This window comes from Pseudomonas sp. SGAir0191 (assembly GCF_002812565.2).
Lineage (GTDB): Bacteria > Pseudomonadota > Gammaproteobacteria > Pseudomonadales > Pseudomonadaceae > Aquipseudomonas > Aquipseudomonas parafulva_B.
Genome location: NZ_CP025035.2, coordinates 1,982,429 through 2,005,805, shown reverse-complemented (window position 1 = coordinate 2,005,805; position 23,377 = coordinate 1,982,429). Strand labels below are relative to the sequence as shown.

Below are 23,377 nucleotides of genomic sequence, written 5' to 3'. Positions count from 1 at the left end.
TACCCAACCAATGAGGAGCGACCACCATGGCACGCGGCGACAAGGACAAGTACACCCAAGAGCAAAAGCGCAAAGCCGAGCACATCGAGCAAAGCTATGAGGACAAGGGTTTGCCCAAGGACAAGGCCGAGGCGCGTGCCTGGGCCACGGTGAACAAGCAATCGGGCGGGGGCGACAAGCAGGGTGGCTCTGGCAGCAAGACCAGCAGCACCGACAAGAAAGCCGCACGTTCCGATTCTGCCAAGCGGGCTGCCAAGTCCCGCGAGGGTCACCCGCGCAACAGCTCGGCCTCACTGGAATCCCAGACCAAGGAGAGCCTGCTCAAGGAGGCGCGCAGCAAGGATATCAAGGGCCGCTCGACCATGACCAAGGCCGAGTTGATCGAAGCGCTGCGCAAGCACGGCTGATGTGCAGGAACGGGTTATCCCGGTCAGCTGAACCGCTTCAAGTCCGTTGAAACTTTAGTCTTCCCTGCCAAGTCCAGAACTTATCCGAGACGCGGCAGGAGAAGACGATGAGCGGCACTGTAGGCGATTTTCTGGTCGAACGGCTGTATCAATGGGGCGTACGCCGCATCTTTGGTTACCCAGGCGACGGAATCAACGGTGTGTTCGGCGCCTTGAACCGCGCGGGCGGCAAGATCCAATTCATCCAGGCCCGGCACGAAGAAATGGCCGCCTTCATGGCCAGTGCCCACGCCAAGTTCACCGGCGAGTTGGGCGTGTGCATCGCCACGTCCGGGCCGGGTGCCTCGCACCTGCTCACCGGCCTGTACGACGCGCGCATGGACCATCAGCCGGTCCTGGCGATCGTGGGCCAGCAAGCGCGTGCCGCCTTGGGCGGTCATTACCAGCAGGAGCTGGACCTGGTCTCGATGTTCAAGGACGTCGCCGGTGCGTTTGTGCAGCAGGCATCCACGCCGCAACAGCTACGTCATCTGGTGGACCGCGCCGTGCGCACAGCCGTTGGAGAGCGACGCGTGACGGCCGTGATCCTGCCCAACGACCTGCAGGACCTGCCCTACGAAGACCCAACCCGTGCCCATGGCACCGTGCACTCGGGCATTGGCTATAGCAAACCCAAGGTGGTCCCCTTCGATGCCGACTTGCAGCGCGCGGCCGATGTGCTCAACGCAGGACGCAAGGTCGCCATCCTGGTCGGGGCCGGCGCGCTGGGGGCCAGTGAAGAGGTAGCCGCCGTGGCTGAGCAACTGGGTGCTGGCGTTGCCAAGGCCCTGCTTGGCAAAGGCGTTCTGCCCGATGAACTGCCGTGGGTAACGGGCGCCATCGGCCTGCTGGGGACCGAGCCGAGTTATAAACTGATGGCCGAATGCGACACGCTGCTGATGATTGGTTCTGGCTTCCCGTATTCCGAATTTCTGCCCAAGGAAGGTCAGGCGCGCGGCGTTCAAATCGACCTGCAGCCAGACATGCTCAGCCTGCGCTATCCCATGGAGGTGAACCTGGTCGGTGACGCCGCGCAGACGTTGCAGGCATTACTTCCATTGCTGCACACGCGCCCAGATCACAGCTGGCGCAAGAAAATCGAGAAATGGCGCGCAAGCTGGGACAAGACATTGACCAAACGCGCGCTGGTCAAGGCCGACCCGATCAACCCGCAGCGAGTGGTGCACGAGCTATCCCCGCGCCTGCCAGATCTGGCGATCATATCCAGTGATTCGGGTTCGTGCGCCAACTGGTACGCCCGGGACCTGATGATCCGTGAGGGGATGCAGTGCTCCTTGTCGGGCGGCCTGGCCTGCATGGGCGCGGCCGTACCTTACGCCATTGCTGCCAAGTTCGCCCACCCGACCCGGCCAGTGATCGCCCTGGTGGGCGACGGCGCCATGCAGATGAACAACCTCGCCGAACTGATCACTGTGGCCAAATACTGGCAGCAGTGGGAAAGCCCCACGTGGATCTGCGCGGTGTTCAACAACGAAGACCTCAATCAGGTGACCTGGGAGCAGCGCGTGATGGAGGGCGATCCGAAGTTCGAAGCCTCTCAATCGATACCCGACGTGCCTTATCACTTGTTCGCCATTTCGATTGGTCTTGAGGGCATCTACGTCGAGCGCGAGGAAGATGTCGCCCCCGCCTGGGAGCGCGCACTGGCAGCTGATCGCCCGGTGCTGATCGAGTTCAAGACTGACCCCAACGTAGCGCCACTGCCGCCGCACCTGAAACTCGAGCAGGCCAGGAAGTTTGCAACCACCTTGCTCAAGGGTGACCCGGATGAGGCCGGCGTGATCGTGCAGACCGCCAAGCAGGTGCTGAGCGCGGTACTGCCGGCCAAGAAATGACAAGGGCCTGGCGCTCGGGATGAACGTTCCGGGCGCCTGACCAGTCGCACTCCATAGACACAGCCCACTGTGCGCAATCGAACCGTGAGGACCTACCATGACTGCACTCCCTGAACAGGGCACTGCACAGCAGACCCTGAACTTCACCCTCAATGGCCAACCCCAGGCCCTGACGGTACAACCCTGGACCACCCTGCTCGACTTGCTGCGTGAGCAGCTGGACCTGGTGGGCACCAAGAAAGGTTGCGACCATGGCCAATGCGGGGCCTGTACCGTGCTGCGCGATGGCCGCCGGGTGAACGCTTGCCTGACCCTGGCGGTGATGTGCGAAGGTGCCGACCTCGTCACCATCGAAGGCCTGGCCGAGGGTGACCAATTGCACCCCATGCAGCAGGCATTCATCAGCCAGGATGCCTTCCAGTGCGGTTACTGCACACCTGGCCAAATCTGCTCGGCCGTGGGCCTGGCCAACGAAGGCCACGCCCATACCCGTGCCGACATCCGTGAGCAGATGAGCGGCAACCTATGCCGCTGCGGCGCCTACAGCAACATCGTGGCCGCGGTCGAACAGGCCCTGCCGCTGATCAAGAGGGCGCGCACATGACCCCGTTCAGCTACCACAAGCCGGCCTCGGTGGAAGAGGCGCTGCGCCTGACCGATGGGTCCTCGCGCTTCATTGCAGGCGGGACCAACCTGGTCGACTTGATGAAGGAAAATGTCGAGCGGCCCGAGCGACTGATTGACATCACGGGGCTGGAACTCAACCGCATCGAGCCGTGCGACGCAGGTGGTGTGTTGATCGGCGCATTGGTCAGCAACGCGGACCTGGCGTGGGACCCGCTCATCCGCCAGCGCTACCCATTGCTGTCGCAAGCGATCCTGGCCGGCGCATCGCCGCAGCTGCGCAACATGGCAAGCACTGGCGGCAACCTGTTGCAACGTACGCGCTGCTACTACTTCTACGACACCGGTACGCCTTGCAACAAACGTGAACCCGGCAGCGGTTGCCCAGCACGCAGCGGCTTGAATCGCATTCATGCGATTCTCGGCGCCAGCGAGGCGTGCGTGGCGACTCATCCTTCAGACATGTGCGTGGCACTGGCTGCCCTGAAGGCCGTGGTGCATGTGCAAGGGCCTGCCGCCAAGCGCCAGATTCCGTTCGCCGAGTTCCATCGTCTGCCCGGCGATACGCCGCAGCAGGACAACCACCTGGCGCCTGATGAACTGATTACCGCCATCGAGCTGCCCGACCAAGGATTTGCCGAACATTTCCGCTATGTGAAGGTGCGTGATCGAGCCTCCTACGCCTTCGCGCTGGTCTCGGTTGCCGCTGCCCTGCGCATCGAAAACGGGTTAATTCAAGAGGCCCGCATCGCCCTGGGTGGCGTGGCCCACAAGCCATGGCGCAACGAAGCTGTCGAAGCCATTTTGCAAGGCCAGGCGCCCAGCACCGAGCTGTTCACCCAAGCGGCCACTGCCCTGCTGCAAGGGGCACAGCCCTTGAGCCAGAACGGCTTCAAGGTGCAGCTGGCTCAACAAGCCATCATTCGGGCATTGAACGAGGCCGCCGCCGGCGGCAGCCTCGAAGGGGACGCACAATGAGCAAAGTAGTAGGAACCCCAGCGGACCGCGTCGACGGCGCGGCCAAGGTCACCGGGCAGGCGCGCTATGCCGCCGATTACCCGGAAGAAGGCCTGCTGCACGGCAGCGTCGTTTCCAGCACCATCGCCCGTGGCCGGGTGGTCAAGGTCAACAGCGAGAAAGCGCTGCAGGTACCAGGCGTGGTGGCGGTGCTGGACCACATCAACCGTCCGCGTATTTCCAGCTACGACGATGACTACAGCGACGATGATGCAGCCGAGGGCTCGCCCTTCAGACCGTTGTTCAACGACCGCGTGTTCTACAGCGGCCAGCCCGTTGCCCTGGTCGTAGCACAGACGCTGGAAATCGCCCGTCATGCAGGTTCGCTGGTCGAGATCCACTATAGCCAGCAAAGCCATGAATCCGACCTTGAGAAGGTACTGGGTCAAGCGCACGATGCGCCGGCTGAAACACCTGAGCCGCGCGGTGACTTTCCAGGCCAGTACGCCAGTGCCCCTACCCGCGTGGACGCCACCTACTGGACGGCCAACGAGCACCACAACCCGATGGAGCCCCATGCCTCCACCGTGTGCTATCAGCTCGACGGAAGCCTGGTCATTCATGACAAAACCCAAGGTACGCAAAATTGCCAGGAATACGTGCACAACGTCTTTGGCCTGCCCAAGGAAAAAGTGCGCGTCAAGGCAGCCTTCGTCGGTGGCGCCTTCGGTTCGGGCCTGCGTCCGCAGTATCAGCTGCCTCTGGCGGTCATGGCTGCCCTGCACCTGATGCGCTCGGTTCGCGTGACCTTGACCCGTCAGCAGATGTTTACCTTTGGCTACCGCCCACGCACACAGCAGCGCCTGCGCCTGGCGGCCGATGCGCAAGGCCGCCTGTCTGCCATTGGTCACGATGCCATTGGCCAGACGTCACGTTTTGAAGACTTTGCCGAACACGTCGTCGAGTGGAGCGGCATGCTGTACCAGTGCGACAACGTTGCGTTGAGTTACCGCCTGGCGCCATTGGACGTCTACACCCCGTTGGATATGCGCGCGCCGGGTGCAGGTTCGGGCGTGCTGGCGCTGGAATGTGCCATGGACGAGTTGGCCTGCGCAGCCGGGCTGGACCCGGTCGAGTTGCGGCGACGTAACTTTGCCAGCCACAACGGCAACGAGGGCAAGCCTTATTCGAGCAAAGAACTGCTGGCCTGTTACGCGCAAGGGGCCGAGCGTTTCGGTTGGCACAAGCGTCAGGCTACGCCCGGCTCGATGCGTGACGGCAACCAGCGCATAGGCTGGGGCATGGCCGGTGGTGTATGGGAAGCCATGCAAATGCAAGCCAGCGCCAAGGCGCGCCTGGGCTGCGACGGGCACCTGACCGTCAGCAGTGCCACCACCGACATTGGCACTGGCACCTATACCGTCATGACGCAGATCGCTGCCGACGCCGCAGGCCTCGACATGGCCAATGTGACGTTCCTGCTGGGCGATTCCTCCTTGCCCAAGGCTCCGTTGCAAGGCGGGTCATTCACCGTGTCTTCCGTCGGCTCTGCCGTACGCAAAGCTTGCCTGGAGCTGCGCAAGCAGGTTGTCGAGCAGGCCAGGCAACAGCTCCCGAGCCTGGCCAGCCTGGACGATTCCGCGTTCGTGATTGCAGGTGGCCAGGTGAGCGCCGGTGAGCATTGCTTCGCCCTTGCCGACCTGCTGCCCAGTGCCCAGCAAGCCTGCTTCGAGGTGCAGGTAGAGGCAGGCCCAGACGACAAGCGCAAACCCTACTCCACGGCCACCCATTCGGCGGTGTTCGTCGAGGTATCGGTGGACGAAGACCTAGGCACCGTGCGCGTCAACCGCGTAGTCAGTGCGGTGGCGGCAGGCAGGGTCGTCAACCCCAAGACAGCGCGCAGCCAGATTCTGGGGGGCGTGGTGTGGGGCATCGGCATGGCACTACACGAAGAAACCCAGACCGACCATGCACTGGGCCGCATCCTCAACCACAATCTGGCCGAGTACCACGTACCGGTGAACGCTGACATTGGCGATATCGAGGTGGTCTTCGTCGAAGAGCATGATCATGTCGTCAACGAGCTGGGTTCCAAAGGGGTGGGCGAGATTGGCGTGGTGGGGGTAGCCGCGGCTGTGGCCAATGCCATTTACCATGCCACGGGCAAGCGGGTACGCGAGTTCCCGATCACCTTGGACAAACTGCTGTAAACGGGCCCAGCCCTCTGGAGTATTTGCATGCCACGCCTGGGTTTCGCCTGCATGTACCGGCACCCCCACCGCAGCTTGTCGGTCAAGGAGCTGGAGACCATCGAGCGGACGTTCAACCCGCGCAGCACGACGCTGCGCTGGGTCTCGGGCGCCTCCCGCGAGGCGGCCCGGAACAAGTTGCTGGAACTGGTTGAACACAATCTCCAGGCCCAGCTGCGCTTGCTCGACTACGTGGCCCAGCTGCCCCAGGCGCTGCGCATGCTGCGCCTGAGCAGCGACCTGCTACCGCTGTACAGCCACCCTAGCGTGGCCCACGTGTACCGCGAGGCGGATTTCCAAGCGCTGATGACCGAACGTTTCGCCGCCATTGGTGCTTTCGCACGCGCCCGGGAGATACGCCTGTCGTTTCACCCTGGGCAGTACTGCGTGCTGGGCTCAGACCGCCCCGATGTGGTGGACAACAGCTTGGCCGAGTTCGAATACCATGCCGACATGATCCGCATGATGGGCTACGGACAGGTCTTCCAGGACTTCAAATGCAATGTGCACATTGCTGGCCGGCTGGGCGGTGCGGGTATTCGCACCGTATGGCCGCGCCTGTCCGATGTGGCCCGCAACGTGATCACCTTCGAGAACGACGAGAAGACCTATGGGCTCGACGACTGTCTAGCGCTGACGGACCTGGCGCCGGTGGTGCTGGATATCCACCATTGCTGGATCCATGAGGGTGACTACATCGACCCGAACGATGGGCGAGTGGAGCGGGTGATCGAGAGCTGGCGCGGCGTACGCCCGACCATGCACTATTCTCAGCCCCCGGAACATCTGCAGGCGCTGGGTTTCGACCCTGATCGCAAGCTGGTGATCGATGAGTTGCTGGAACAGGTGAACAAACGCGACCTGTATGCCCACAGCGCTCGCATGTGGAACCGCTGGACGAACCGCTACGCACTGCAGTTTCTGGATAGGTTCGACATTATGTTCGAATGCAAGGACAAGAACCTGGCCACGCTGGAGTTCTTCAACGACTACCTGGCTTGATCGCCCCGGGCATGCCCTCAGCCGCTTCCGGTCAGGTCGTCGGCCACTTCGCAGCCGTTACGACAGCTGCACTCGTATTCAGCTTGTGCGCGAGTCGGCAGGTTTAGACTCAGCCTGACCTTGTCCTGGGTGTCGTACAGGTCGTAGCCCTCCCCTAACGATGATGGAAAGCCGAGTCGCCGTGGCAGCCATTCTTTGGTTTGCGGTACAGCTGGAACCACAACGAAGCGCATCTGCATGATCATCCCTCATCGGCCGTTCCTTAGTATTAGTCATGCTAAGAGAAAGCATCAAGTAGACTCATGCGTGTTTACGTCGTTCATTAAGTCGAATACGTGGATGACGTGATTACGTCCCCAAGCTAGCAATCTCCTTGTGGGAGCGGCCCTTGTGCCGCGATGGGGCGCGAAGCGGCCCCGGCAACGTCAGCGGCAAAGCTGATATCCTGGGGCCGCTTCGCGCCCCATCGCGGCACAAGGGCCGCTCCCACACGGAACTGAGCTGCGCCCCAAATGTTGGACATCCGTCCACTTTTGGGGTTTTTATGCGCAGGTATTCAAAGCAGTTCAAGCTGTCAGCCATTCAGGCCTTTCTTGATCGCGGGTATGGCTTTCGCCATGTTGCCGCACAGTTCCAAATGGATCCGACGCTCCTTCGTCGCTGGGTCGTGGCCTACCGTACGCACGGTCAGGCCAGTCTGGAGAAAACAGGCCGCCATTACAGCGCCGAGTTCAAGCTCGCCGTTCTTCATCATAAATGGCGCGAAGACCTTTCGTTGCGTGCCACGTCAGCGCTTTACAACCTCGGCAATTCCACACTGGTTCGCAGTTGGGAGGAACAGTATTACAGTGGCGGACATCAACCCCGACCGCCCCGTAAGAAGCCAGTGATTACCGCGATGCCTAAAGCACCCCGCAAGTCTGAAGACGTTTCATCCACGCCTACTGAGCAACTCACTCGCGAGCAGTTGCTGACAAGGCTAGCCCAGCTCGAAGCGGAGAACGCCTATCTAAAAAAGCTCGAGGAGCTAGACGAGGAGAAGGCGAAGAAGAAGATAGCCAGGAAAAAACCCGGCTAGTCGCGGCGCTACGTAAGCTTTACCCGCTTGCCTGGCTGCTCAAAGCAGCTCATTTGTCGCGCAGCACTTATTATTACCAGCTCGGCGTGCTCGAGGCTGGGGATCGGTGTGCCTCGCTCAAAACGTTGATACAAGACATCAGCCACCGGCACCGCGGCCGCTACGGGTATCGGCGAGTCACCTCTACGCTGCGTAGCGAAGGGCAATCGGTTAACAGTAAGAAGGTACGCCGTCTGATGGCCGAACTGGACCTGAAATGTACAGTGCGCCCCAAGAAGTACAAATCTTATCGGGGGCTAATGGGCGAAGCCGCCCCCAACATCCTTAAGCGCGACTTCCGCGCAGACCAGCCAAATCAAAAGTGGGTAACGGATGTTACCGAGTTCAAAGTGGCAGGTGAGAAGCTATACCTTTCTCCGATCATGGATCTTTATAACGGCGAGATCGTTGCCTATCGTACCGACTCCCGACCCCGATTTACCTTGGTAGGCGAAATGTTGGAGACAGCAATCAATAGGCTACCAGCTAACAGCCGGCCGCTCTTGCACTCAGATCAAGGCTGGCATTATCGATACCCTGACTACTGCAAGCGGTTGAAAGAAGCAGGGCTTGAACAGAGCATGTCACGCAAGGGCAACTGCCTGGACAACGCGGCGATGGAAAGCTTTTTTGGGACGCTCAAATCGGAGTACTTCCACCGTGAGCGCTTCGCAAGCGTGGCTGAGCTTAAGGCGGGGTTGGCTGAATACATCCATTATTACAACCATGATCGAATCAAAATGAAGCTCAACGGCCTGAGCCCTGTGGCTTACAGGACTCAGGCTGAGATAGGCTAACCAACTGTCCAACATTTGGGGCGCAGCTCAAACCTCATAGCCCAGAGATAGGTACAGCACCCATCCTGACTAACTGGCTCAAGCTGACTTGCGGCTACGCCGACTCCCCAGCTCGATCCAGGTAGGGGCATGGTCACTGGCCTTGGGTTCATTGCGCACCCAGGCATCGACGCCGGCTCGTTTCAGGTACGGCGCCAAATCCCGGTTGAGCAGCAGGTGATCTATGCGCAGGCCAGCATTGCGCGCCCAGTGGTTGCGGAAGTAGTCCCAGAACGTAAATACCTGTTGTTGCGGATGCAGGTGCCGGATGGCGTCGATCCAGCCGCTGGCCAGCAAGCGCTCGAAGCAATCGCGCGATTCGGGTTGCAGCAGTGCATCCTTGCGCCAGGACTTGGGGTCGTAGATATCAAGGTCCGTGGGCACGACATTGAAGTCCCCAGCCAGGACGGTGGGGTGACCACTGCCCTGCAACTGCCGGGCATGCGCGATGAGGCACTCGAACCAACGCAGCTTGTAGTCGAACTTCGGCCCTGGTTGCGGGTTGCCATTGGGCAGGTACAAACACCCGACCAACACACCCTGTACCGCTGCCTCCAAGTAGCGGCTCTGGGTGTCGTCCTCCATGCCCGGCAAGCCTCGCCGTACCTCGAGCGGCTCGCTGTCGCGCGCCAGGATCGCCACCCCGTTCCAGGCAGGCTGACCCAGGTGCAGGCAACCGTAGCCAGCGGCCTCCAGGGCCTCACCCGGGAACTGTTGGTCGGGTGCCTTGAGCTCCTGAAGGCAGACCACATCGGGCTTTTCACGTTCGAGCCAGGCCAGCAGTGCTGGCAGTCGGCTGCGAATGCCGTTGATGTTGAACGTGGCGATCCTCAGCGCTTTCATGTGTCAGGGTCGATCACATGGGCGCGCACGGCATCTTCCAGGGCATGCACATGCGCCTGGTCGGCCAAGGCCTTGAGCGCCAGCCAATCGTCCCAATCGATGATGCCATCGTCACGCAACGCTTCGGCGGTACGCACCAGTTCGTGGTGGTAGGCATCGGGTGACTCACGGCGGTAGCTGATGTCGTCGTACTGGGCGTACCAGGCCGCGAGTTCAGGGATACTGCGTTCGATACTCATCACACTGCTCCTGAGAAACCCTTTGGGGTTGTGAGCCTGGCTTGAGCGCATCGTTCAACTCAGACGCTTCGGGTCAGGCCGCCATCGACTCGGATATTCTGCCCGGTGATGTAGGCGGCGCCATCACTGGCCAGAAACGCGACCGTGGCGGCGATTTCGTCGCTGCTGCCATAGCGCTTGAGCGGCACGCTGTCGCGACGCTGCTCGGTGGCCGGCAAGCTGTCGATCCAGCCCGGCAGCACGTTGTTCATGCGCACATTGTCACGTGCGTAAGTGTCCGCGAAGAGTTTGCTGAACGCCGCCAGCCCTGCACGCATCACGGCGGAAGTGGGAAACAAATCGCTGGGTTCGAAGGCCCAGGCACTGGAGATATTCACGATGACCCCGCCGCCCTGGCGCTGCATCACTGGCGTGACCAGGCGTGTGGGCCGGATGACGTTGAGCAGGTAGGTGTCCATGCCGGCATGCCAGTCGGCGTCGCTCAGCTCCAGCACCGGCCCCCGAGGTCCGTGGCCCGCGCTGTTGACCAGCACGTCGATGCGACCCCACCGCTGCATGACCTCGTCGACCAAGCGCTCAAGGTCATCCGTGCGCTGGTTACTACCCGTCACGCCCAGCCCGCCCAGCATCTTGGCCAAGGCCTCGCCCTTGCCAGAGGAGGAAAGAATCGCGACCTTGTAGCCATCGGCGGCCAGGCGCCTGGCTGCCGCCGCGCCCATGCCACTACCGCCCGCGGTGATGATTGCAACCTTCTCGTTTGTCATGCTGCCTCCTGTGATGAGCGTCAAGTGCGTACAAGACTCAGGCTACCAAGGGGCAGAACAGTGAGGGAGACAGCTATCAATGCTTCAGCCAGTAGTTTTTCTATCACCGGCATCAGACCTGAGCCAGTCGATGACCCCCTGCAGCAGCTGCGTCTCTCGCCCTTTGCGGGGCCATACCAGGTAGAATGCCTTGTCTGGGCGCAGGTGCGATTCGGCGACCTGAACCAGGCGCCCGGCGTCGATGTCCTGCACAACGAAGGCGCGTTCCGCCAGCGCAATGCCCTGCCCGCCAATGGCCGCGTCGATGGCGAGCGACGTCTGGTTGAACTGGACAGACCTTGCACAGACGGCGCGGTGACCGGGATAGACCTGCGCACGGTAAGACGGCCACCAATCATGGGCATCACTCAGGGCCACATAGCGCTCCAGACTTGCGAAGTCTTCAGGCGGGCCAAGCGCCGCTACCAGGGTGGGGCTCGCCACCGCGATGATGTCCGAGGCCATCAACAGTGCCTGCCCAAGCCCTGGCCCAAAAGGCGGGCGCCCGTAGCGCACGGCAAGGTCGACGCCGTCGGTATGAAAATGCGACAGCCGATCGGTGGCCAGTATTCGCACATCCAATGTCGGGTGGCGCTCAGCCAGTGCACCGAGTCTAGGTATCAGCCACTTGGCGGCGAAGGTGGGTGTCACGCTGACAGTGATATGGGAAGGCACAGGTCGCAGCCGGCGCGTCGCCTCGTCGAGCATGCCCATCGCAGTGCGCACGGTCTCGCTATATCCCCGGCCGGCGTCGGTCAACGCCAGCCCCCGAGGCAGGCGTTCGAACAAGCGTACCTCCAGGGCGCGCTCCAACCCCCGAATCTGCTGAGCCACGGCAGCCTGGGTAACCCCCAGCTCTGCAGCGGCCAGGCGAAAATTGAGGTGCCGTGCCACGACCTCGAATACCCGCAGGGCGCCAAGGGACGGCAAGTCGGAAAAAACGGCAGGCATAGGACGTTGCTCGATCCAGGCTGGGCAGGTTGGCACGAGGCTAGCCCCATCCATGCAGGAAGTCGATGAGCGTTCAGGCCAAAGTATCCGTTCGGCCGAGCGGGATTGACCGGCAACTCCCTCGCTGCACGCTCAGGCGGGCACGAATACATTCCTTGCAATTGCCAGAAACAAGCCTGTGACGCCTCACGCAGGCCAATGACGCTGAGATTTTTGATCAGATGGACACTCGTTGTGTCTATGTAAAGGCGGGTACTGCTGGTGCAGTACCAGCGCTGCCACGCCATTCGTTTTTCCCGGAGACACTGCATGCTTCGTATCTTTGAGCGTAGGCTCGACCCTTTCCCCCCTGATGAGGTACCGCCGCCTCCCGTTGGCCTCTTGCCCTTTCTGTGGGCGTGCACCCGTGGGGCGCGCGGCTACATTCTGGCGATGGCCCTGCTCAGTGCCGGTGTGTCCCTGTACGAAGCCTGGCTGTTCAGCTTCCTTGGCCAGGTGGTGGACCTGCTGTCGGCCTGGCAGGCCGGCGACACCGCTGCCGCCCAGGAAAGCCACGTATTGTGGGGAATTGGCATCGTCCTGGTGATCAGCATAGGCCTGGTGGCGCTACGCACCATGGTCCAGCACCAGGTACTGGCCATCAACCTGCCGCTGCGCCTGCGCTGGGATTTTCACCGGTTGATGCTGCGCCAGAGCCTGTCTTTCTTCTCCGATGAGTTTTCCGGGCGGGTCACCACCAAGGTGATGCAGACTGCATTGGCCGTGCGCGAGGTACTGTTCACGGTCATTGAGATCCTGCCTGGCATTGGCGTCTATTTCATCGCCATCATCGCCCTGGCCGGCGGCTTTGCCTTGAAACTGATGCTGCCTTTCATTGCCTGGCTGGTGCTGTTCGGGCTGGCAATGGTTTATTTCGTTCCACGCTTGGGCGCAGTAGGTGAAGAGCAGGCCCATGCGCGCTCGTCGATGACTGGACGCATTTCCGACGCCTATACCAACATCACCACGGTCAAGTTGTTCTCGCACTCCAAGCGCGAAGCCCATTTTGCCCGGGCGGCCATGGAGGACTTCAAGCAGACCGGCTTCCGGCAGATGCGTCTGGTGAGCCAGTTCGAGATCGTCAACCAGGCGTTGGTGGTAGGGCTGATTCTCGGTGCAGGCGGTTATGCGCTGTGGCTATGGCACCAGGGCCAGGTGGGCACCGGCGCTGTGGCGGCCATCACCGCCATGGCCCTGCGCATCAATGGCATGTCGCACTGGATAATGTGGCAGATGACCTCATTGTTCGAAAACATCGGCACACTCCAGGACGGCATGGCCACCCTGACGCGCGGCCCGAAAGTGCAGGACGCCCCGGACGCCACTGCGCTGGTGACCCGTGGTGGCGCGGTGACATTCGACAAGGTCAGTTTCAACTACAACGGTGAACGCCAGGTACTGACCGACCTCAGCCTGGACATCAAACCGGGTGAAAAAGTGGGCCTGGTCGGCCGCTCCGGTGCTGGCAAGTCGACGTTGATCAACCTGCTGCTGCGCTTTTACGACGTGGACAGTGGCCAGATCCGCATCGATGGTCAGGATATCGCGAAGGTCACTCAGGACAGCCTGCGCAGCGCCATTGGCATGGTGACCCAGGATACGTCCCTGCTGCATCGCACCATTGGCGAGAACATCGCCTATGGTCGGCCAGATGCCACCGAGGCGCAAATCCAGGCGGCCGCCCGTGATGCGCAAGCTCACGGGTTCATCAGCCAGCTCAGCGACCAACAGGGCCGCACCGGCTACGACACCATGGTCGGCGAGCGCGGCATCAAGCTCTCCGGTGGGCAACGTCAGCGCATCGCCATCGCCCGGGTGATGCTCAAGAACGCGCCCATCCTGCTGCTCGACGAGGCGACCAGTGCACTGGATTCCGAGGTGGAGGTCGCCATCCAGGAAAGCCTGGACGAGATGATGGAGGGCAAGACCGTGATTGCGATTGCTCATCGCTTGTCCACGATCGCCGCCATGGACCGTCTGATCGTGATGGATGAAGGGCGCATCATCGAGCAGGGCACGCATGCCCAGTTGCTGGAGAAGAACGGCACCTATGCGCGCCTGTGGCAGCATCAGAGCGGCGGCTTCCTTGGCGAAGACCAGGGTATGGCGCACGCGCTCAACTGAATGGGCGCGCGCTGATCCGTTGCCTGGACAAACAATGTTAGAGCGTTGACCCATCGCCCCTGTGTGGTTGACTCAGGGGCGATGGGTTTGCAATTACAAAGGCGCTGTTTGCGCTCGTCGCTCACATCACTGGCATGAACGACTTGGTCCAAACTCTTCTAGACGGTATCCTCCGGTAGCTTAAAGCCACCAGTTAGGCGTTCATTGTCAGCCCTCAAGGAAGAGCCGTTGCCCAGTCGATCATCTCGTCACACCATCGCCCGCCAATGGGAACTCCTCAAGCTACTGCCGGGCCGCCATCCCGGCATGAGTTGCACGCAATTACAGGCAGCGCTGTCCAGCGCAGGTCATGCCACGACTAAGCGAACGGTCGAGCGTGACCTGGTCGAACTGGCAGGGCTGTTCCCGTTGCAGCGCAACAGCGCGTGCATGCCCTATAGCTGGCACTGGCAGCCCGGAAGCAAGTTGCGCGACGGGGCAACGACCACGCCAGGTGAGGCCCCTGTCCACGTGGAATTGCACGCCTGGGTCGACGAGTCGCTCTATCATCATTTGGAGATGCATCCGCTGGGTACGGGCATGCGCCTCACAGTCCTGCCCAACGGCGGTGCCATCCTGGTGACGACGGTAGCGGATGATCGAGCGCTGATGGGCTGGCTGCTGTCCCAGGCCGGGGCGATCCGCGTTCAGGGACCGCAATCGGTGCGCCTGGCCTTGCTGGAACACCTGCGGCAGAGCCTGGCACTGCACGACACTGGCGCTTGAGTAACGCCTAGGACGGCCGCCGGCGGGACAGGCAGGCGTAACCCAGCGCCAGCACGCTCACCCCCAGAACAGCCAACAGCCCCATCAGCTCTGTGCTGTAGCGGGCAACCCAGGCCGGGAAGCCGGTGACCGACTGATACACCTGAATATCCGCCGTGCCTTCGGCGTAGCTGATACCGACCCCACTCTGGCGTATCTGCGAATAATCAGCATCGAAATACACCCAGACCTTGCTGGCGCCACCGGCCTCTATCGCCGGGATCTCAAGCTGAGCAGTGGCAGCTTCAAGCAAGGTGTCATTGCCGGCCGAATCGCGGATTTGCACCAGGCCTTTGGACGGCAAGCGAATCCTCACCTGGTCCACGGGTGCATTGCCGGTGTTCTGCAACTCGATGAGCAAGCCAGTCCGGTGGTCGACCAGGCCGGCCTCGAAAGGTTTTGCAAACAGCTGGGCATAAGGCGCCTGGGCTATCTCCACCAGCCGGTCGACCTGATCACGGCTCAGTTGCCCTTGGCCGATCGTGTTTATGCGTGCACTCAACTGCTCGTACTTGAGCTGCTCGCTGGCTTTGCTGATGCGCTCGCTGAACTGCCCTGGATAGGTCAGGTAGGCGTAGGTCAGCGACGCTTCCAAGCGCGGGCTGCCCACCACTGCCTTGTAGACGAACAACAGGGCCGCCAGCCCGATCAGAACGGCTACGAGGAGTTTCCCCACCTTGTCCCAGCTCAATGCACTCTTCCTTTTGTCGAGTTACAGGCGATACGCGCCGCCAAGGGTGCCAAGTTCGCAGCCCCCAGGCAAGCGCCTGACCGCTATCGTTCGACATCGTCCTCACGAACATTGCGCAACGTCTGCAATTGCCCGTCGATAAGGGCCTTGGCCATGGCGGCCAGATAGCAGGTGGCAAGCATCGCGTTCTTGCGGTCTGCAGGCTTGTCGATGGCCTTGCGGGTAAGCTCGGTGATGCAACCCATGATGGAGGATGCTTCCATCAAGGCAGTACGCAAGGGCAACGCTGGCTTCATCTGGACCAGGTCGGAACCGGCGCTTGCGAAACGTCGGGCTGCGTTGACCACGGTGGGGCCTTGGGTTGGTCGGGTGGGGTCGTTGTCCATGCTGTTTGCTCCCTGTCTGGAGACCCGAGACTAGGCAGGTGCTTCCCTGAGCACAACGACCAGCAAGTGCATGCGCGCATTTTCAGAAAGAGCCTACATGATCGCTGCCTCTTGACCGTTTGCCCTCGGTCACCGAGGATCGAAACCCCGCCTACAAGGATGTCAACATGCTGCGCATACTGGGCAAAGCCTCATCGATCAACGTTCGCAAGGTGCTGTGGGCGTGCGCGGAGTTTCAGGTCCCGTTCGTGCGTGAGGACTGGGGATTGGGCTTTCAGGCAACCGACAGCGAAGCGTTTCTTGCGCTCAACCCAAACGCCATGATCCCCGTTATCCAGGACGGCGACTTCACCTTGTGGGAGTCCAACAGCATCATTCGCTACTTGGCCAACTGCTATGGCGCAGCAGCGTTCTACCCAGTGGAGGCCCGCACCCGGGCCAGGATCGACCAGTGGATCGACTGGCAGGCTTCGGACCTGAACGCCTCCTGGCGCTATGCGTTCCTGTCGCTGGTTCGGCATTCACCTGCCCATCAGGACCCGCATGCCCTGGCTAACGGCTGCGCCGAGTGGGGGCGCAACATGCTCATTCTCGAGCGCCAGCTGGCCCGCACCGGCGCCTTTGTAGCCGGGCGCGACTTCACACTGGCCGACATTCCCATTGGCCTGTCGGTCAACCGCTGGTTCGAAACGCCGCTCGAACACCCTCAGCTGCCTGCATTGCGCGATTATTACGAGCGCCTGAGCGAGCGCCCGGCCTATCACGAACATGGGCGTAACGGCACGCCCTGACCGCTAGCAGAGGCCTTGGCGCAGGCCCATGCCTCAGACCGCGACCTGGGTAACCTGGTGGCGACCCCGCCAGGCGAACGTCAGCACCATTATCAAGCCCAGCGCCGCAGTGCCAGCGCCCGCCAACGCGATGGCCGAGTAACCGAGGCCGCCATTGATCACGGCGCCCCCCAAGGCAGCGCCAATGGCGTTGCCCAGGTTGAAAGCACCGATGTTCACAGCCGATGCCAGGTTCGGTGCGTCCTTGGCGGCCTCCATCACGCGCATCTGCAGGGGCGGCACGAGGGCGAAGCTGGCTGCGCCCCAAACCAGGATTGCGCCAGCGGTCAGCAGGGACGAGCCCAGCACAAGTGGAAACGCCAGCAGCACTGCAATCAGCACGGCGAGCGAGACGATCAGGGTTCGATCTACGGAACGGTCCGCCGCCTTACCGCCCCACACGTTACCCAGGGTCAGGCCAACACCAAACAGCACCAGCATGGACGTGACGAATGCAGTAGAGGCGCCGGCTTCGTTTTGCAGGATGGGCGCGATGTAGGTAAACACCGTGAACATCGCGCTGGAACCCACCACGGTCAGGAGCAAGGCAGCCAACACGGGCCCACGGGTCAGCACGCGTATCTCGGCCAGTGCACCGTCGCCTTTGGGCGATGGCACATTGGGCAAGGCGTACCACAGCGTGGTCATCGCCACCAACCCGAGCCCGGCTATGCCCCAGAACGCCGTGCGCCAGCCGAGCAACTCGCCAAACCAGGTCGCCAGAGGGACACCGCCGATGGTGGCCAGCGTCAGGCCCATGAACATTGCAGCCACGGCGCCGGCACGTTTCTCAGCGGGCACCACGCTGGCCGCGACGATGGCACCTATACCGAAGAAGGCGCCGTGGTTGAGCGAGGTCACCACCCGTGCGACCAACAGGCTGGCGTAGTCACTGGCCAGGGCCGACATCAGGTTGCCCAAGGTGAAGATGGCCATCAGGCCGATCAGCAGGTATCGGCGCGGTACGCGTACGGTTGCCAGGGTCATGAGCGGGGCGCCGATCAGTACACCCAGTGCATAGGCGCTGACCAACAGACCAGCGGCCGGAATGGAAACGCCCAGGTCAGTGGCGATGCTGGGCAGCATACCCATGGGGGCGAACTCGGTAACCCCGATACCGAATGCGCCCATGGCGAGCGCTACAAGGGGTGGGTTGATACGCATGGCTAAACTCCTTATCTGTGCCGTAAATGCTACGATCTGTTTCACCGAGGCACTAGATAGCGATTGTGCGAACCACCTTTGCGTACGAGGCACAAATGGATCTGACAGGACGATCAGGCGAGATGGAAGTGTTCACCAAAGTGGCGCAAGCAGGCAGCCTGTCCGCCGCCGCCCGTGCACTTGGCCTGACCCCCTCTGCCGTCAGCCGCATATTGGCGCGTACCGAGCAGCGTCTGGGTACACGGCTGATGCTGCGCACCACCCGCGCGATTACCCTCACGCCAGAAGGCGAGGCGTATCTGCGAGGGGCACGCCGTGTACTGACCGACCTTCAGGAAGTGGAGCAGGCCATTACCGACCAGGGCGTGCCACGTGGTCGGATTCGCGTCAGCGCTGCCCTTGGGCATGGCCGGCTGCGCATCGTCCCCTTGGTGGCGGCGTTCAGCGTGCAGTACCCGCAGGTACTGGTTGATCTCACCCTCAGTGACGAAGTTGCCGACGTACTCGGTGGGCAGGCCGATGTAGCCGTGCGCTTCGGAGCGCTGCCAGACAGTTCGCTGAATGCTCGGCAAATCGATGAAACGGGCCAAGTGATCGTGGCCTCACCGGACTATCTGAGCCGGCGGGGCACCCCTTTGCTGCCCGAAGACTTGGCCAAGCACAACTGCTTGCGGTTCAACTTCAGGCGCGCCACCTCGGACTGGCCGTTCGTACGTGACGGGCGCGAGTTCGCATTGAAAGTAAGCGGCAACATCGAATGCAGCAGCGGCGAGGCTCTGGCCCAGTTGGCCAGGCTGGGCGCAGGCATCGCCCGGATAGGCACCTTCACCGTCGCCGATGACCTGGCCAGCGGGCGCCTGGTGTCACTGCTCGAGGCCTTCAACCCAGGCGACCGTGAACCGATTCACGCCGTCTTTGCCGGTGGACCGAACATGCCCGCACGCGTGCGGGTGTTCGTGGACTTTCTGGTCGCCAACCATCAGGGGATGTGCACACTTCCCTCGTGACCGCTCTCGCGATAACGCGCTTGCAAAACGCCAGCCAGGCACTGCTTGGCCTCAGGCTCTCCGTGTATCAGGCGGATATGCGACGGCCAGGCCTGCATGCGTGTGACGAAACCGACCAGATCTGCCTGATCGGCGTGGGCTGAATAGCCCTCCACGCGCTCTATTGCGGCACGGATGTCTATGCGCTCGCCGTCCAGCATGACGTAACCGCCTTCCGGGCCGTGGGTCAGAATGTCCCGGCCAGGTGTGCCATGGGCCTGGTAACCGACGAAGACCACATCGTGCCGGGCATCACCCAGCATCGCCTTGAGGTAGTTGACGATACGCCCACCCGAGCACATGCCATTGCCCGCGATGACGATGGCCGGCCGGGCCGTCTCGGCCAGGTGCTGAACGATGCGCTGGTGCTCCTCATGGCTGTCGATGGTGATCAATTGCTTGAAGGACAGGGGCTTGCGTCCCTCCTTGATGCGCTCCTGGGCTGATTCGTCCCAATACCCTTGCAGACCTTTATAGACCTGCGTGAATCGGCTGGCCAAAGGTGAATCGAGGATGATCGGCAAATGTGGCCAATCCACCTCGGGGCCGCTGTTGGTCTGGTCCTGCCCCGCCAGTTCATGCTCGTGGAGGATTTCCTCCAGCTCGTAGAGCAAGTCCTGGGTGCGGCCAATACAGAAAGATGGGATAAGCACCGTGCCCTGATCTTGCAAGGCGCGCTCGATGACGGCCTGCAAGCGTTCACGCCGGTGCTCCCGGTCGGCGTGGCGGCGGTCGCCGTAGGTGCTTTCCAGAATCAGCAGGTCAGCGCGCTCGGGAGGGGTCAGGTCTGGCAAGAGCGGGGAATGCGGCGCCCCCAGGTCACCACTGAAGACCACGCGCTGGGCAGTGGCATCCGGCCCTGTCATTTCGAGTTCCACATAAGCCGAACCCAGCACATGGCCGGCCGGTTGCAGCCTGACTTTGCAATGGGCACCCTCGGTTTCGTGGAGCGTGAACCAGTTGCCGTAAGGCAAGGCGATGGTGCGCTGCTCCACCACCTTGAGATAGCGTTCCAGTTGCTCCGGATCGTCGCTGATACCTAGACGGAACGCGTCTTCGAGTACGATGGGCAACAGTTGGGATGACGGTTCGCTGCACAGGATCGGCCCCTCAAAACCCGCAGCCAGCAAATGTGGGATTCGCCCGACGTGATCCAGATGCACATGGGTCACGATCAGGGCCTTGACGCCATCGATGGTGAAGTCGAGGGTCAAGCCCTCCCCGCCTTGCCCCTCGTCCTCGCCTTGGAAGGCGCCGCAGTCGATCAGCAAGCTGGCCGTCTGGTCCATCCAGACTTGATGGCAGGAGCCGGTCACGCCCTCGCGGGCGCCGTGGTGAATGATTTCTGGGTGATCCATGATGGCTAGCCTGCGTGAGCCTGGAGAAACATTGGGCACTGCCCGCTTGAGGAGGGTTCAGAAAAGCTCGAGCGTCATGCTTGCCAGGGCCGCATTGCGGCCCGCTGCCGGCAAGCCCAGGCGCCGGGTTCAGGCATCCAGTGCCCGAGCCAGTGCCTCGTAGATTTTCCCGTCGGCTGACTGCGCGACGTTGAAACGTACATAGTCCCCCGCCGTCTGGGACTGGCTGAAAGCGTTCCCAGGCGCCAGCACCACGCCATCGTTCAAACACACCTTGGCCAACGCGGCGGCGTCCTTGCCCTGCGGCAGACGGCACCACAGGTACAGCCCTGCCTGTGGCATCAGCCAGGGGATGATGCCGAGCGCTTTGAGCTTTTCAGCCGTCCTGTCCCGTTCGATGGCAAGGCGCATCCTCACGTTCTCCATATGCTTGCGGTAGCCGCTGCCGGTGATCGCATGGTGAATGATGTCCGCTGCCAGGCGACCGCCCCCGAACGTGGTGGCGATCTTCAGGTCGACCAGGCTCTGGATCCAGTCGTGACGCGTGGCGATATACCCACACCTGACCGAAGCGGAGACGGTCTTGGAAAAACTGCCAATCTGGATGACCCGCGCCAGGCCATCGAAGGCCGCGAGCCTAGGCGCTGGCGTATGCTCGAAATCGGCAAAAACGTCGTCCTCGACGATCAACAAGCCCGCGGCCTCAGCGAGCTTGAGCAGCCGGTGTGCAGTGCCCGGTGACAGGGAGGCACCCGTTGGGTTGTGAATACCGGAATTGGTGATGTAGAGCCGTGGCGAATGCGCCGCCAGGGCAGCACCAAATGCATCGATGTCAGGGCCAGTAGGCGTCTGACGTACACCGACGACGTTGACGCTATGGGCTCTGAGCAAGGCATGGAAGTTGAAATAACAGGGATCGTCGAGCAGTACGATGTCACCGGGTTGGAGCAGAAAACGGCAGATCAGGTCGATGGCGTGCGTGCCGGACTCGGTGAGCATGATCTGCTCTGCCGGCACGTCGATGTTAAAGCCTGCCAGTCGCCGCGACAGAAAATGACGCAGCGGCGGATGGCCCTGCGGCGATGCATACTCAACCACTTGCTCGGCTTGCGAGCGTGCAGTAGCCCTGAGCGCCTGGCGCACCCCCGCCTCGAACATCCATTGCGCAGGAAGCCAGCCGCACCCAGGTTTCAACGTGGCGCCAGCGGGTTCGAGCGCCTGGCGAGAGATCCACAGCGGGTCGACTTCATGCTCGAGCTTGGGCCCCACCTCGGTCAGCACCAAGGGCGCCGCGACCCCTGCCACATAAAACCCGGCGCCACGGCGCGCATGGACTACGCCTTCGGCCACCAGTCGTTCGTAGGCCTCGACCACAGTCGACACCGAAACCTGCATGCTTTGCGCCATTGCCCGTACTGAAGGTATTCGTGCACCGGGCAAATAGGTACGGGCCGCGATGCGCGCATGGACTTCAGTCATGACTTTTCGAATGCGTGTGCTGTGCTCTTTCACTGAAATCCTCTCACCTGTACTGCCCACCTATACCTAACAGTTCCGCCAAACTGTACTGGATTGTACATGGCTTCAAAGCGCACGTTGGTGCTGTACTGGCGTCATCGATGACAAGGAGTGCGAGATGCAGAGAACAGCAAGCGGCTGGATCAACGGTTTCATCGGCGTGGTAATTTTCGCAGGTTCCTTGCCCGCAACACGCGTTGCCGTGACGGCGTTCGAGCCGACGTTCTTGACCTGCGCGAGGGCAACCATTGCCGCGTTAGTGGGTGCTTGTTGCCTGATCTTGCTGCGTCAGCCTCGGCCTGGGCGAGGCGATTGGTCATCCCTGGCCGTGACGGCGCTCGGCGTCGTGGTCGGGTTTCCGCTACTGACTGCGTTGGCCTTGCAGCACGTCAGCTCGGCCCACTCCATTGTGTTTGTGGGGTTGCTGCCGCTGTGCACCGCTGGCTTTGCTGTGCTGCGAGGTGGCGAGCGTCCCAGGCCGTTATTCTGGGCATTTTCGTTGGCAGGTGCCGGGTTGGTAGCGGGGTATGCATCCACTTCCGTAGCGCAGGGTTCGCTACTGGGTGATGGATTGATGGTCGCTGCAGTGGTGGTGTGCGGATTGGGGTACGCAGAAGGTGCACGCCTGTCCCGCACACTGGGCGGCTGGCAAGTGATCAGCTGGTCGTTGCTGCTTGCCCTGCCAGCGATGCTGGTGTTGGCGATCATCACCATGCCCACCCTGGCAAACCTGACGCAAGTCGGCGCCTCTGCCTGGTTCAGCTTCGGTTATGTGGCGTTGTTCAGCATGTTCATTGGATTCGTGTTCTGGTATCGCGGGCTCGTCCAGGGCGGGATTGCAGCGGTAGGCCAACTGCAGTTGGTCCAGCCCTTCATAGGGTTGGGGTTGGCGGCGCTGTTGTTGCATGAGCAGGTGAGCTGGGCCATGGTGTCGGTGACGGTGGGTGCGGTGCTGTGTGTTGCCGGGGCCAAGCGGTTCGCCCAATGACGCTTGATCCCGCGCCATTGGCCAACGACGAGCATGAAGCTCGTATTCAAGCGCGGTCGAACTTGAGCCAGACCACTGATTGCTCGACCAATGGCCAGCCGCTTTGCTGCAACCTACCGCTGTCAGCGCAGCAGAGTCTGGATCTTGTCGTGCAACGTATCGAGGTCGAACGGCTTGGCCAGAATAGGCGCCTTGCGGGTGATCGGGCTGCCAGACTCCAGGATCTCCGCTGGATAGCCGCTGATGAAGATCACCTTGAGGTCCGGCCGCAGCTTCACAGCGGGCTCAGCGATTTCCACCCCCGAAATGCCACCGGGCAAGCGAAAGTCAGTCACCATCAGGTCCAGGTGCGGCTTGCTGGCCAGGATGGCAAACGCCTGCTCGCCATCTTCGGCAACCAGCACATGGTAGCCCTCCCCGGCCAGGTAGTCCCGCAAAATCATGCGAATGGCCGGCTCGTCCTCGACGACCAGTACCACATCTTGTGCATCTTCACTCATATCGAA

General features: G+C 61.8%; 23 protein-coding genes. 12 read left to right on the top strand and 11 right to left on the bottom strand.

Annotated features, from left to right (window positions below; all coding sequences use genetic code 11):
- Positions 1-26: 26 nt before the first annotated feature.
- From CWR53_RS09160 to uvsE, 6 genes are all read left to right on the top strand, one after another.
- The gene (locus CWR53_RS09160) at positions 27-407 is read left to right on the top strand and encodes a hypothetical protein (RefSeq protein ID WP_058603933.1); all 381 of its coding nucleotides are present in this window, start codon (positions 27-29) and stop codon (positions 405-407) included.
- 107 nt (positions 408-514) lie between these two features.
- Complete coding sequence (locus tag CWR53_RS09155; protein WP_100851309.1) at positions 515-2,302, top strand: thiamine pyrophosphate-requiring protein; 1,788 nt, start codon at positions 515-517, stop codon at positions 2,300-2,302.
- 97 nt (positions 2,303-2,399) lie between these two features.
- The gene (locus tag CWR53_RS09150; RefSeq protein ID WP_058603931.1) at positions 2,400-2,906 is read left to right on the top strand and encodes a (2Fe-2S)-binding protein; all 507 of its coding nucleotides are present in this window, start codon (positions 2,400-2,402) and stop codon (positions 2,904-2,906) included.
- Complete coding sequence (locus CWR53_RS09145; RefSeq protein ID WP_100851308.1) at positions 2,903-3,904, top strand: xanthine dehydrogenase family protein subunit M; 1,002 nt, start codon at positions 2,903-2,905, stop codon at positions 3,902-3,904. The genes CWR53_RS09150 and CWR53_RS09145 overlap by 4 nt, the downstream gene beginning before the upstream one ends.
- Positions 3,901-6,093 carry a xanthine dehydrogenase family protein molybdopterin-binding subunit gene (locus CWR53_RS09140; RefSeq protein ID WP_100851307.1) on the top strand — a complete coding sequence of 731 codons (2,193 nt, stop codon included), beginning with the start codon at positions 3,901-3,903 and terminating at the stop codon, positions 6,091-6,093. The genes CWR53_RS09145 and CWR53_RS09140 overlap by 4 nt, the downstream gene beginning before the upstream one ends.
- Positions 6,094-6,120: 27 nt before the next feature.
- Positions 6,121-7,134, top strand: a complete 1,014-nt coding sequence (gene uvsE / locus CWR53_RS09135) for a UV DNA damage repair endonuclease UvsE (RefSeq protein ID WP_100851306.1) — start codon at positions 6,121-6,123, stop codon at positions 7,132-7,134.
- Positions 7,135-7,151: 17 nt separating this feature from the next.
- Here uvsE and CWR53_RS09130 read toward each other — a convergent pair whose 3' ends face one another.
- Complete coding sequence (locus CWR53_RS09130; protein WP_100851305.1) at positions 7,152-7,379, bottom strand: hypothetical protein; 228 nt, start codon at positions 7,377-7,379, stop codon at positions 7,152-7,154.
- Between the two features lie 299 nt (positions 7,380-7,678).
- Here CWR53_RS09130 and CWR53_RS09125 point away from each other — a divergent pair.
- Positions 7,679-9,048, top strand: a protein-coding gene (locus tag CWR53_RS09125; protein WP_375335469.1) for an IS3 family transposase whose coding sequence is annotated in 2 segments (ribosomal slippage) — positions 7,679-8,158 and positions 8,161-9,048 — 1,368 coding nt in all. Because the reading frame shifts where the segments join, the coding sequence is not laid out codon by codon here.
- A gap of 78 nt (positions 9,049-9,126) precedes the next feature.
- Here the strand turns inward: CWR53_RS09125 and xth are convergent.
- The 4 genes from xth to CWR53_RS09105 form a co-directional block, all read right to left on the bottom strand.
- The gene (gene xth, locus CWR53_RS09120; protein WP_058603926.1) at positions 9,127-9,930 is read right to left on the bottom strand and encodes an exodeoxyribonuclease III; all 804 of its coding nucleotides are present in this window, start codon (positions 9,928-9,930) and stop codon (positions 9,127-9,129) included.
- Positions 9,927-10,169 (bottom strand): hypothetical protein, encoded by a 243-nt coding sequence (locus tag CWR53_RS09115; protein WP_023536082.1) that lies wholly within the window; start codon positions 10,167-10,169, stop codon positions 9,927-9,929. Before CWR53_RS09115 ends, xth begins: the two co-directional genes overlap by 4 nt.
- Before the next feature lie 59 nt (positions 10,170-10,228).
- Positions 10,229-10,933 (bottom strand): SDR family oxidoreductase, encoded by a 705-nt coding sequence (locus tag CWR53_RS09110; RefSeq protein ID WP_100851304.1) that lies wholly within the window; start codon positions 10,931-10,933, stop codon positions 10,229-10,231.
- Positions 10,934-11,017: 84 nt separating this feature from the next.
- Positions 11,018-11,923 (bottom strand): LysR substrate-binding domain-containing protein, encoded by a 906-nt coding sequence (locus CWR53_RS09105; protein WP_100851303.1) that lies wholly within the window; start codon positions 11,921-11,923, stop codon positions 11,018-11,020.
- Between the two features lie 309 nt (positions 11,924-12,232).
- Here CWR53_RS09105 and CWR53_RS09100 point away from each other — a divergent pair, with 309 nt between their 5' ends.
- Positions 12,233-14,086, top strand: a complete 1,854-nt coding sequence (locus CWR53_RS09100; RefSeq protein ID WP_100851302.1) for an ABC transporter ATP-binding protein — start codon at positions 12,233-12,235, stop codon at positions 14,084-14,086.
- 228 nt (positions 14,087-14,314) lie between these two features.
- Entirely contained in the window at positions 14,315-14,851 is a 537-nt protein-coding gene (locus tag CWR53_RS09095; protein WP_058603922.1) for a WYL domain-containing protein, read from the top strand.
- Between the two features lie 7 nt (positions 14,852-14,858).
- Here CWR53_RS09095 and CWR53_RS09090 read toward each other — a convergent pair whose 3' ends face one another.
- Together CWR53_RS09090 and CWR53_RS09085 are read right to left on the bottom strand one after the other, a co-directional pair.
- A complete protein-coding gene (locus CWR53_RS09090) occupies positions 14,859-15,581 on the bottom strand; it encodes a hypothetical protein (RefSeq protein WP_058637298.1) in 723 nt (240 codons plus the stop codon).
- An 83-nt stretch (positions 15,582-15,664) separates the two neighbouring features.
- A complete protein-coding gene (locus tag CWR53_RS09085; RefSeq protein WP_100851301.1) occupies positions 15,665-15,967 on the bottom strand; it encodes a DUF3077 domain-containing protein in 303 nt (100 codons plus the stop codon).
- Between the two features lie 167 nt (positions 15,968-16,134).
- Between CWR53_RS09085 and CWR53_RS09080 the strand changes: the two genes are divergently transcribed.
- On the top strand, positions 16,135-16,758 hold the full coding sequence (locus CWR53_RS09080) for a glutathione S-transferase family protein (RefSeq protein ID WP_100851300.1): 624 nt from the start codon (positions 16,135-16,137) through the stop codon (positions 16,756-16,758).
- A 33-nt stretch (positions 16,759-16,791) separates the two neighbouring features.
- Here CWR53_RS09080 and CWR53_RS09075 read toward each other — a convergent pair whose 3' ends face one another.
- On the bottom strand, positions 16,792-17,961 hold the full coding sequence (locus tag CWR53_RS09075; RefSeq protein ID WP_100851299.1) for an MFS transporter: 1,170 nt from the start codon (positions 17,959-17,961) through the stop codon (positions 16,792-16,794).
- A 95-nt stretch (positions 17,962-18,056) separates the two neighbouring features.
- Here CWR53_RS09075 and CWR53_RS09070 point away from each other — a divergent pair, with 95 nt between their 5' ends.
- On the top strand, positions 18,057-18,968 hold the full coding sequence (locus CWR53_RS09070; protein WP_100851298.1) for a LysR family transcriptional regulator: 912 nt from the start codon (positions 18,057-18,059) through the stop codon (positions 18,966-18,968).
- Here the strand turns inward: CWR53_RS09070 and CWR53_RS09065 are convergent.
- Together CWR53_RS09065 and CWR53_RS09060 are read right to left on the bottom strand one after the other, a co-directional pair.
- On the bottom strand, positions 18,941-20,365 hold the full coding sequence (locus CWR53_RS09065; RefSeq protein WP_181405471.1) for an MBL fold metallo-hydrolase RNA specificity domain-containing protein: 1,425 nt from the start codon (positions 20,363-20,365) through the stop codon (positions 18,941-18,943). The two genes, CWR53_RS09070 and CWR53_RS09065, sit on opposite strands and share 28 nt — an antisense overlap.
- Positions 20,366-20,494: 129 nt before the next feature.
- Positions 20,495-21,877 (bottom strand): PLP-dependent aminotransferase family protein, encoded by a 1,383-nt coding sequence (locus CWR53_RS09060; protein ID WP_100851297.1) that lies wholly within the window; start codon positions 21,875-21,877, stop codon positions 20,495-20,497.
- Positions 21,878-22,001: 124 nt separating this feature from the next.
- On the opposite strand from CWR53_RS09060, the gene CWR53_RS09055 reads away from it, so the two are divergent.
- On the top strand, positions 22,002-22,871 hold the full coding sequence (locus CWR53_RS09055; RefSeq protein WP_100851296.1) for a DMT family transporter: 870 nt from the start codon (positions 22,002-22,004) through the stop codon (positions 22,869-22,871).
- 122 nt (positions 22,872-22,993) lie between these two features.
- Here the strand turns inward: CWR53_RS09055 and CWR53_RS09050 are convergent, their stop codons facing one another.
- Positions 22,994-23,371, bottom strand: coding sequence for a response regulator (locus CWR53_RS09050; RefSeq protein ID WP_027914716.1), 378 nt, complete (start codon positions 23,369-23,371; stop codon positions 22,994-22,996).
- Positions 23,372-23,377 lie beyond the last annotated feature (6 nt).

Coding starts and splice junctions, on each gene's coding strand:
- CWR53_RS09160 (WP_058603933.1), top strand. CDS start 27: ATGGCACGCGGCGACAAGGACAAGTACACCCAAGAGCAAAAGCGCAAA.
- CWR53_RS09155 (WP_100851309.1), top strand. CDS start 515: ATGAGCGGCACTGTAGGCGATTTTCTGGTCGAACGGCTGTATCAATGG.
- CWR53_RS09150 (WP_058603931.1), top strand. CDS start 2,400: ATGACTGCACTCCCTGAACAGGGCACTGCACAGCAGACCCTGAACTTC.
- CWR53_RS09145 (WP_100851308.1), top strand. CDS start 2,903: ATGACCCCGTTCAGCTACCACAAGCCGGCCTCGGTGGAAGAGGCGCTG.
- CWR53_RS09140 (WP_100851307.1), top strand. CDS start 3,901: ATGAGCAAAGTAGTAGGAACCCCAGCGGACCGCGTCGACGGCGCGGCC.
- uvsE (WP_100851306.1), top strand. CDS start 6,121: ATGCCACGCCTGGGTTTCGCCTGCATGTACCGGCACCCCCACCGCAGC.
- CWR53_RS09130 (WP_100851305.1), bottom strand. CDS start 7,379: ATGATCATGCAGATGCGCTTCGTTGTGGTTCCAGCTGTACCGCAAACC.
- xth (WP_058603926.1), bottom strand. CDS start 9,930: ATGAAAGCGCTGAGGATCGCCACGTTCAACATCAACGGCATTCGCAGC.
- CWR53_RS09115 (WP_023536082.1), bottom strand. CDS start 10,169: ATGAGTATCGAACGCAGTATCCCTGAACTCGCGGCCTGGTACGCCCAG.
- CWR53_RS09110 (WP_100851304.1), bottom strand. CDS start 10,933: ATGACAAACGAGAAGGTTGCAATCATCACCGCGGGCGGTAGTGGCATG.
- CWR53_RS09105 (WP_100851303.1), bottom strand. CDS start 11,923: ATGCCTGCCGTTTTTTCCGACTTGCCGTCCCTTGGCGCCCTGCGGGTA.
- CWR53_RS09100 (WP_100851302.1), top strand. CDS start 12,233: ATGCTTCGTATCTTTGAGCGTAGGCTCGACCCTTTCCCCCCTGATGAG.
- CWR53_RS09085 (WP_100851301.1), bottom strand. CDS start 15,967: ATGGACAACGACCCCACCCGACCAACCCAAGGCCCCACCGTGGTCAAC.
- CWR53_RS09080 (WP_100851300.1), top strand. CDS start 16,135: ATGCTGCGCATACTGGGCAAAGCCTCATCGATCAACGTTCGCAAGGTG.
- CWR53_RS09075 (WP_100851299.1), bottom strand. CDS start 17,961: ATGCGTATCAACCCACCCCTTGTAGCGCTCGCCATGGGCGCATTCGGT.
- CWR53_RS09070 (WP_100851298.1), top strand. CDS start 18,057: ATGGATCTGACAGGACGATCAGGCGAGATGGAAGTGTTCACCAAAGTG.
- CWR53_RS09065 (WP_181405471.1), bottom strand. CDS start 20,365: ATGGATCACCCAGAAATCATTCACCACGGCGCCCGCGAGGGCGTGACC.
- CWR53_RS09055 (WP_100851296.1), top strand. CDS start 22,002: ATGCAGAGAACAGCAAGCGGCTGGATCAACGGTTTCATCGGCGTGGTA.
- CWR53_RS09050 (WP_027914716.1), bottom strand. CDS start 23,371: ATGAGTGAAGATGCACAAGATGTGGTACTGGTCGTCGAGGACGAGCCG.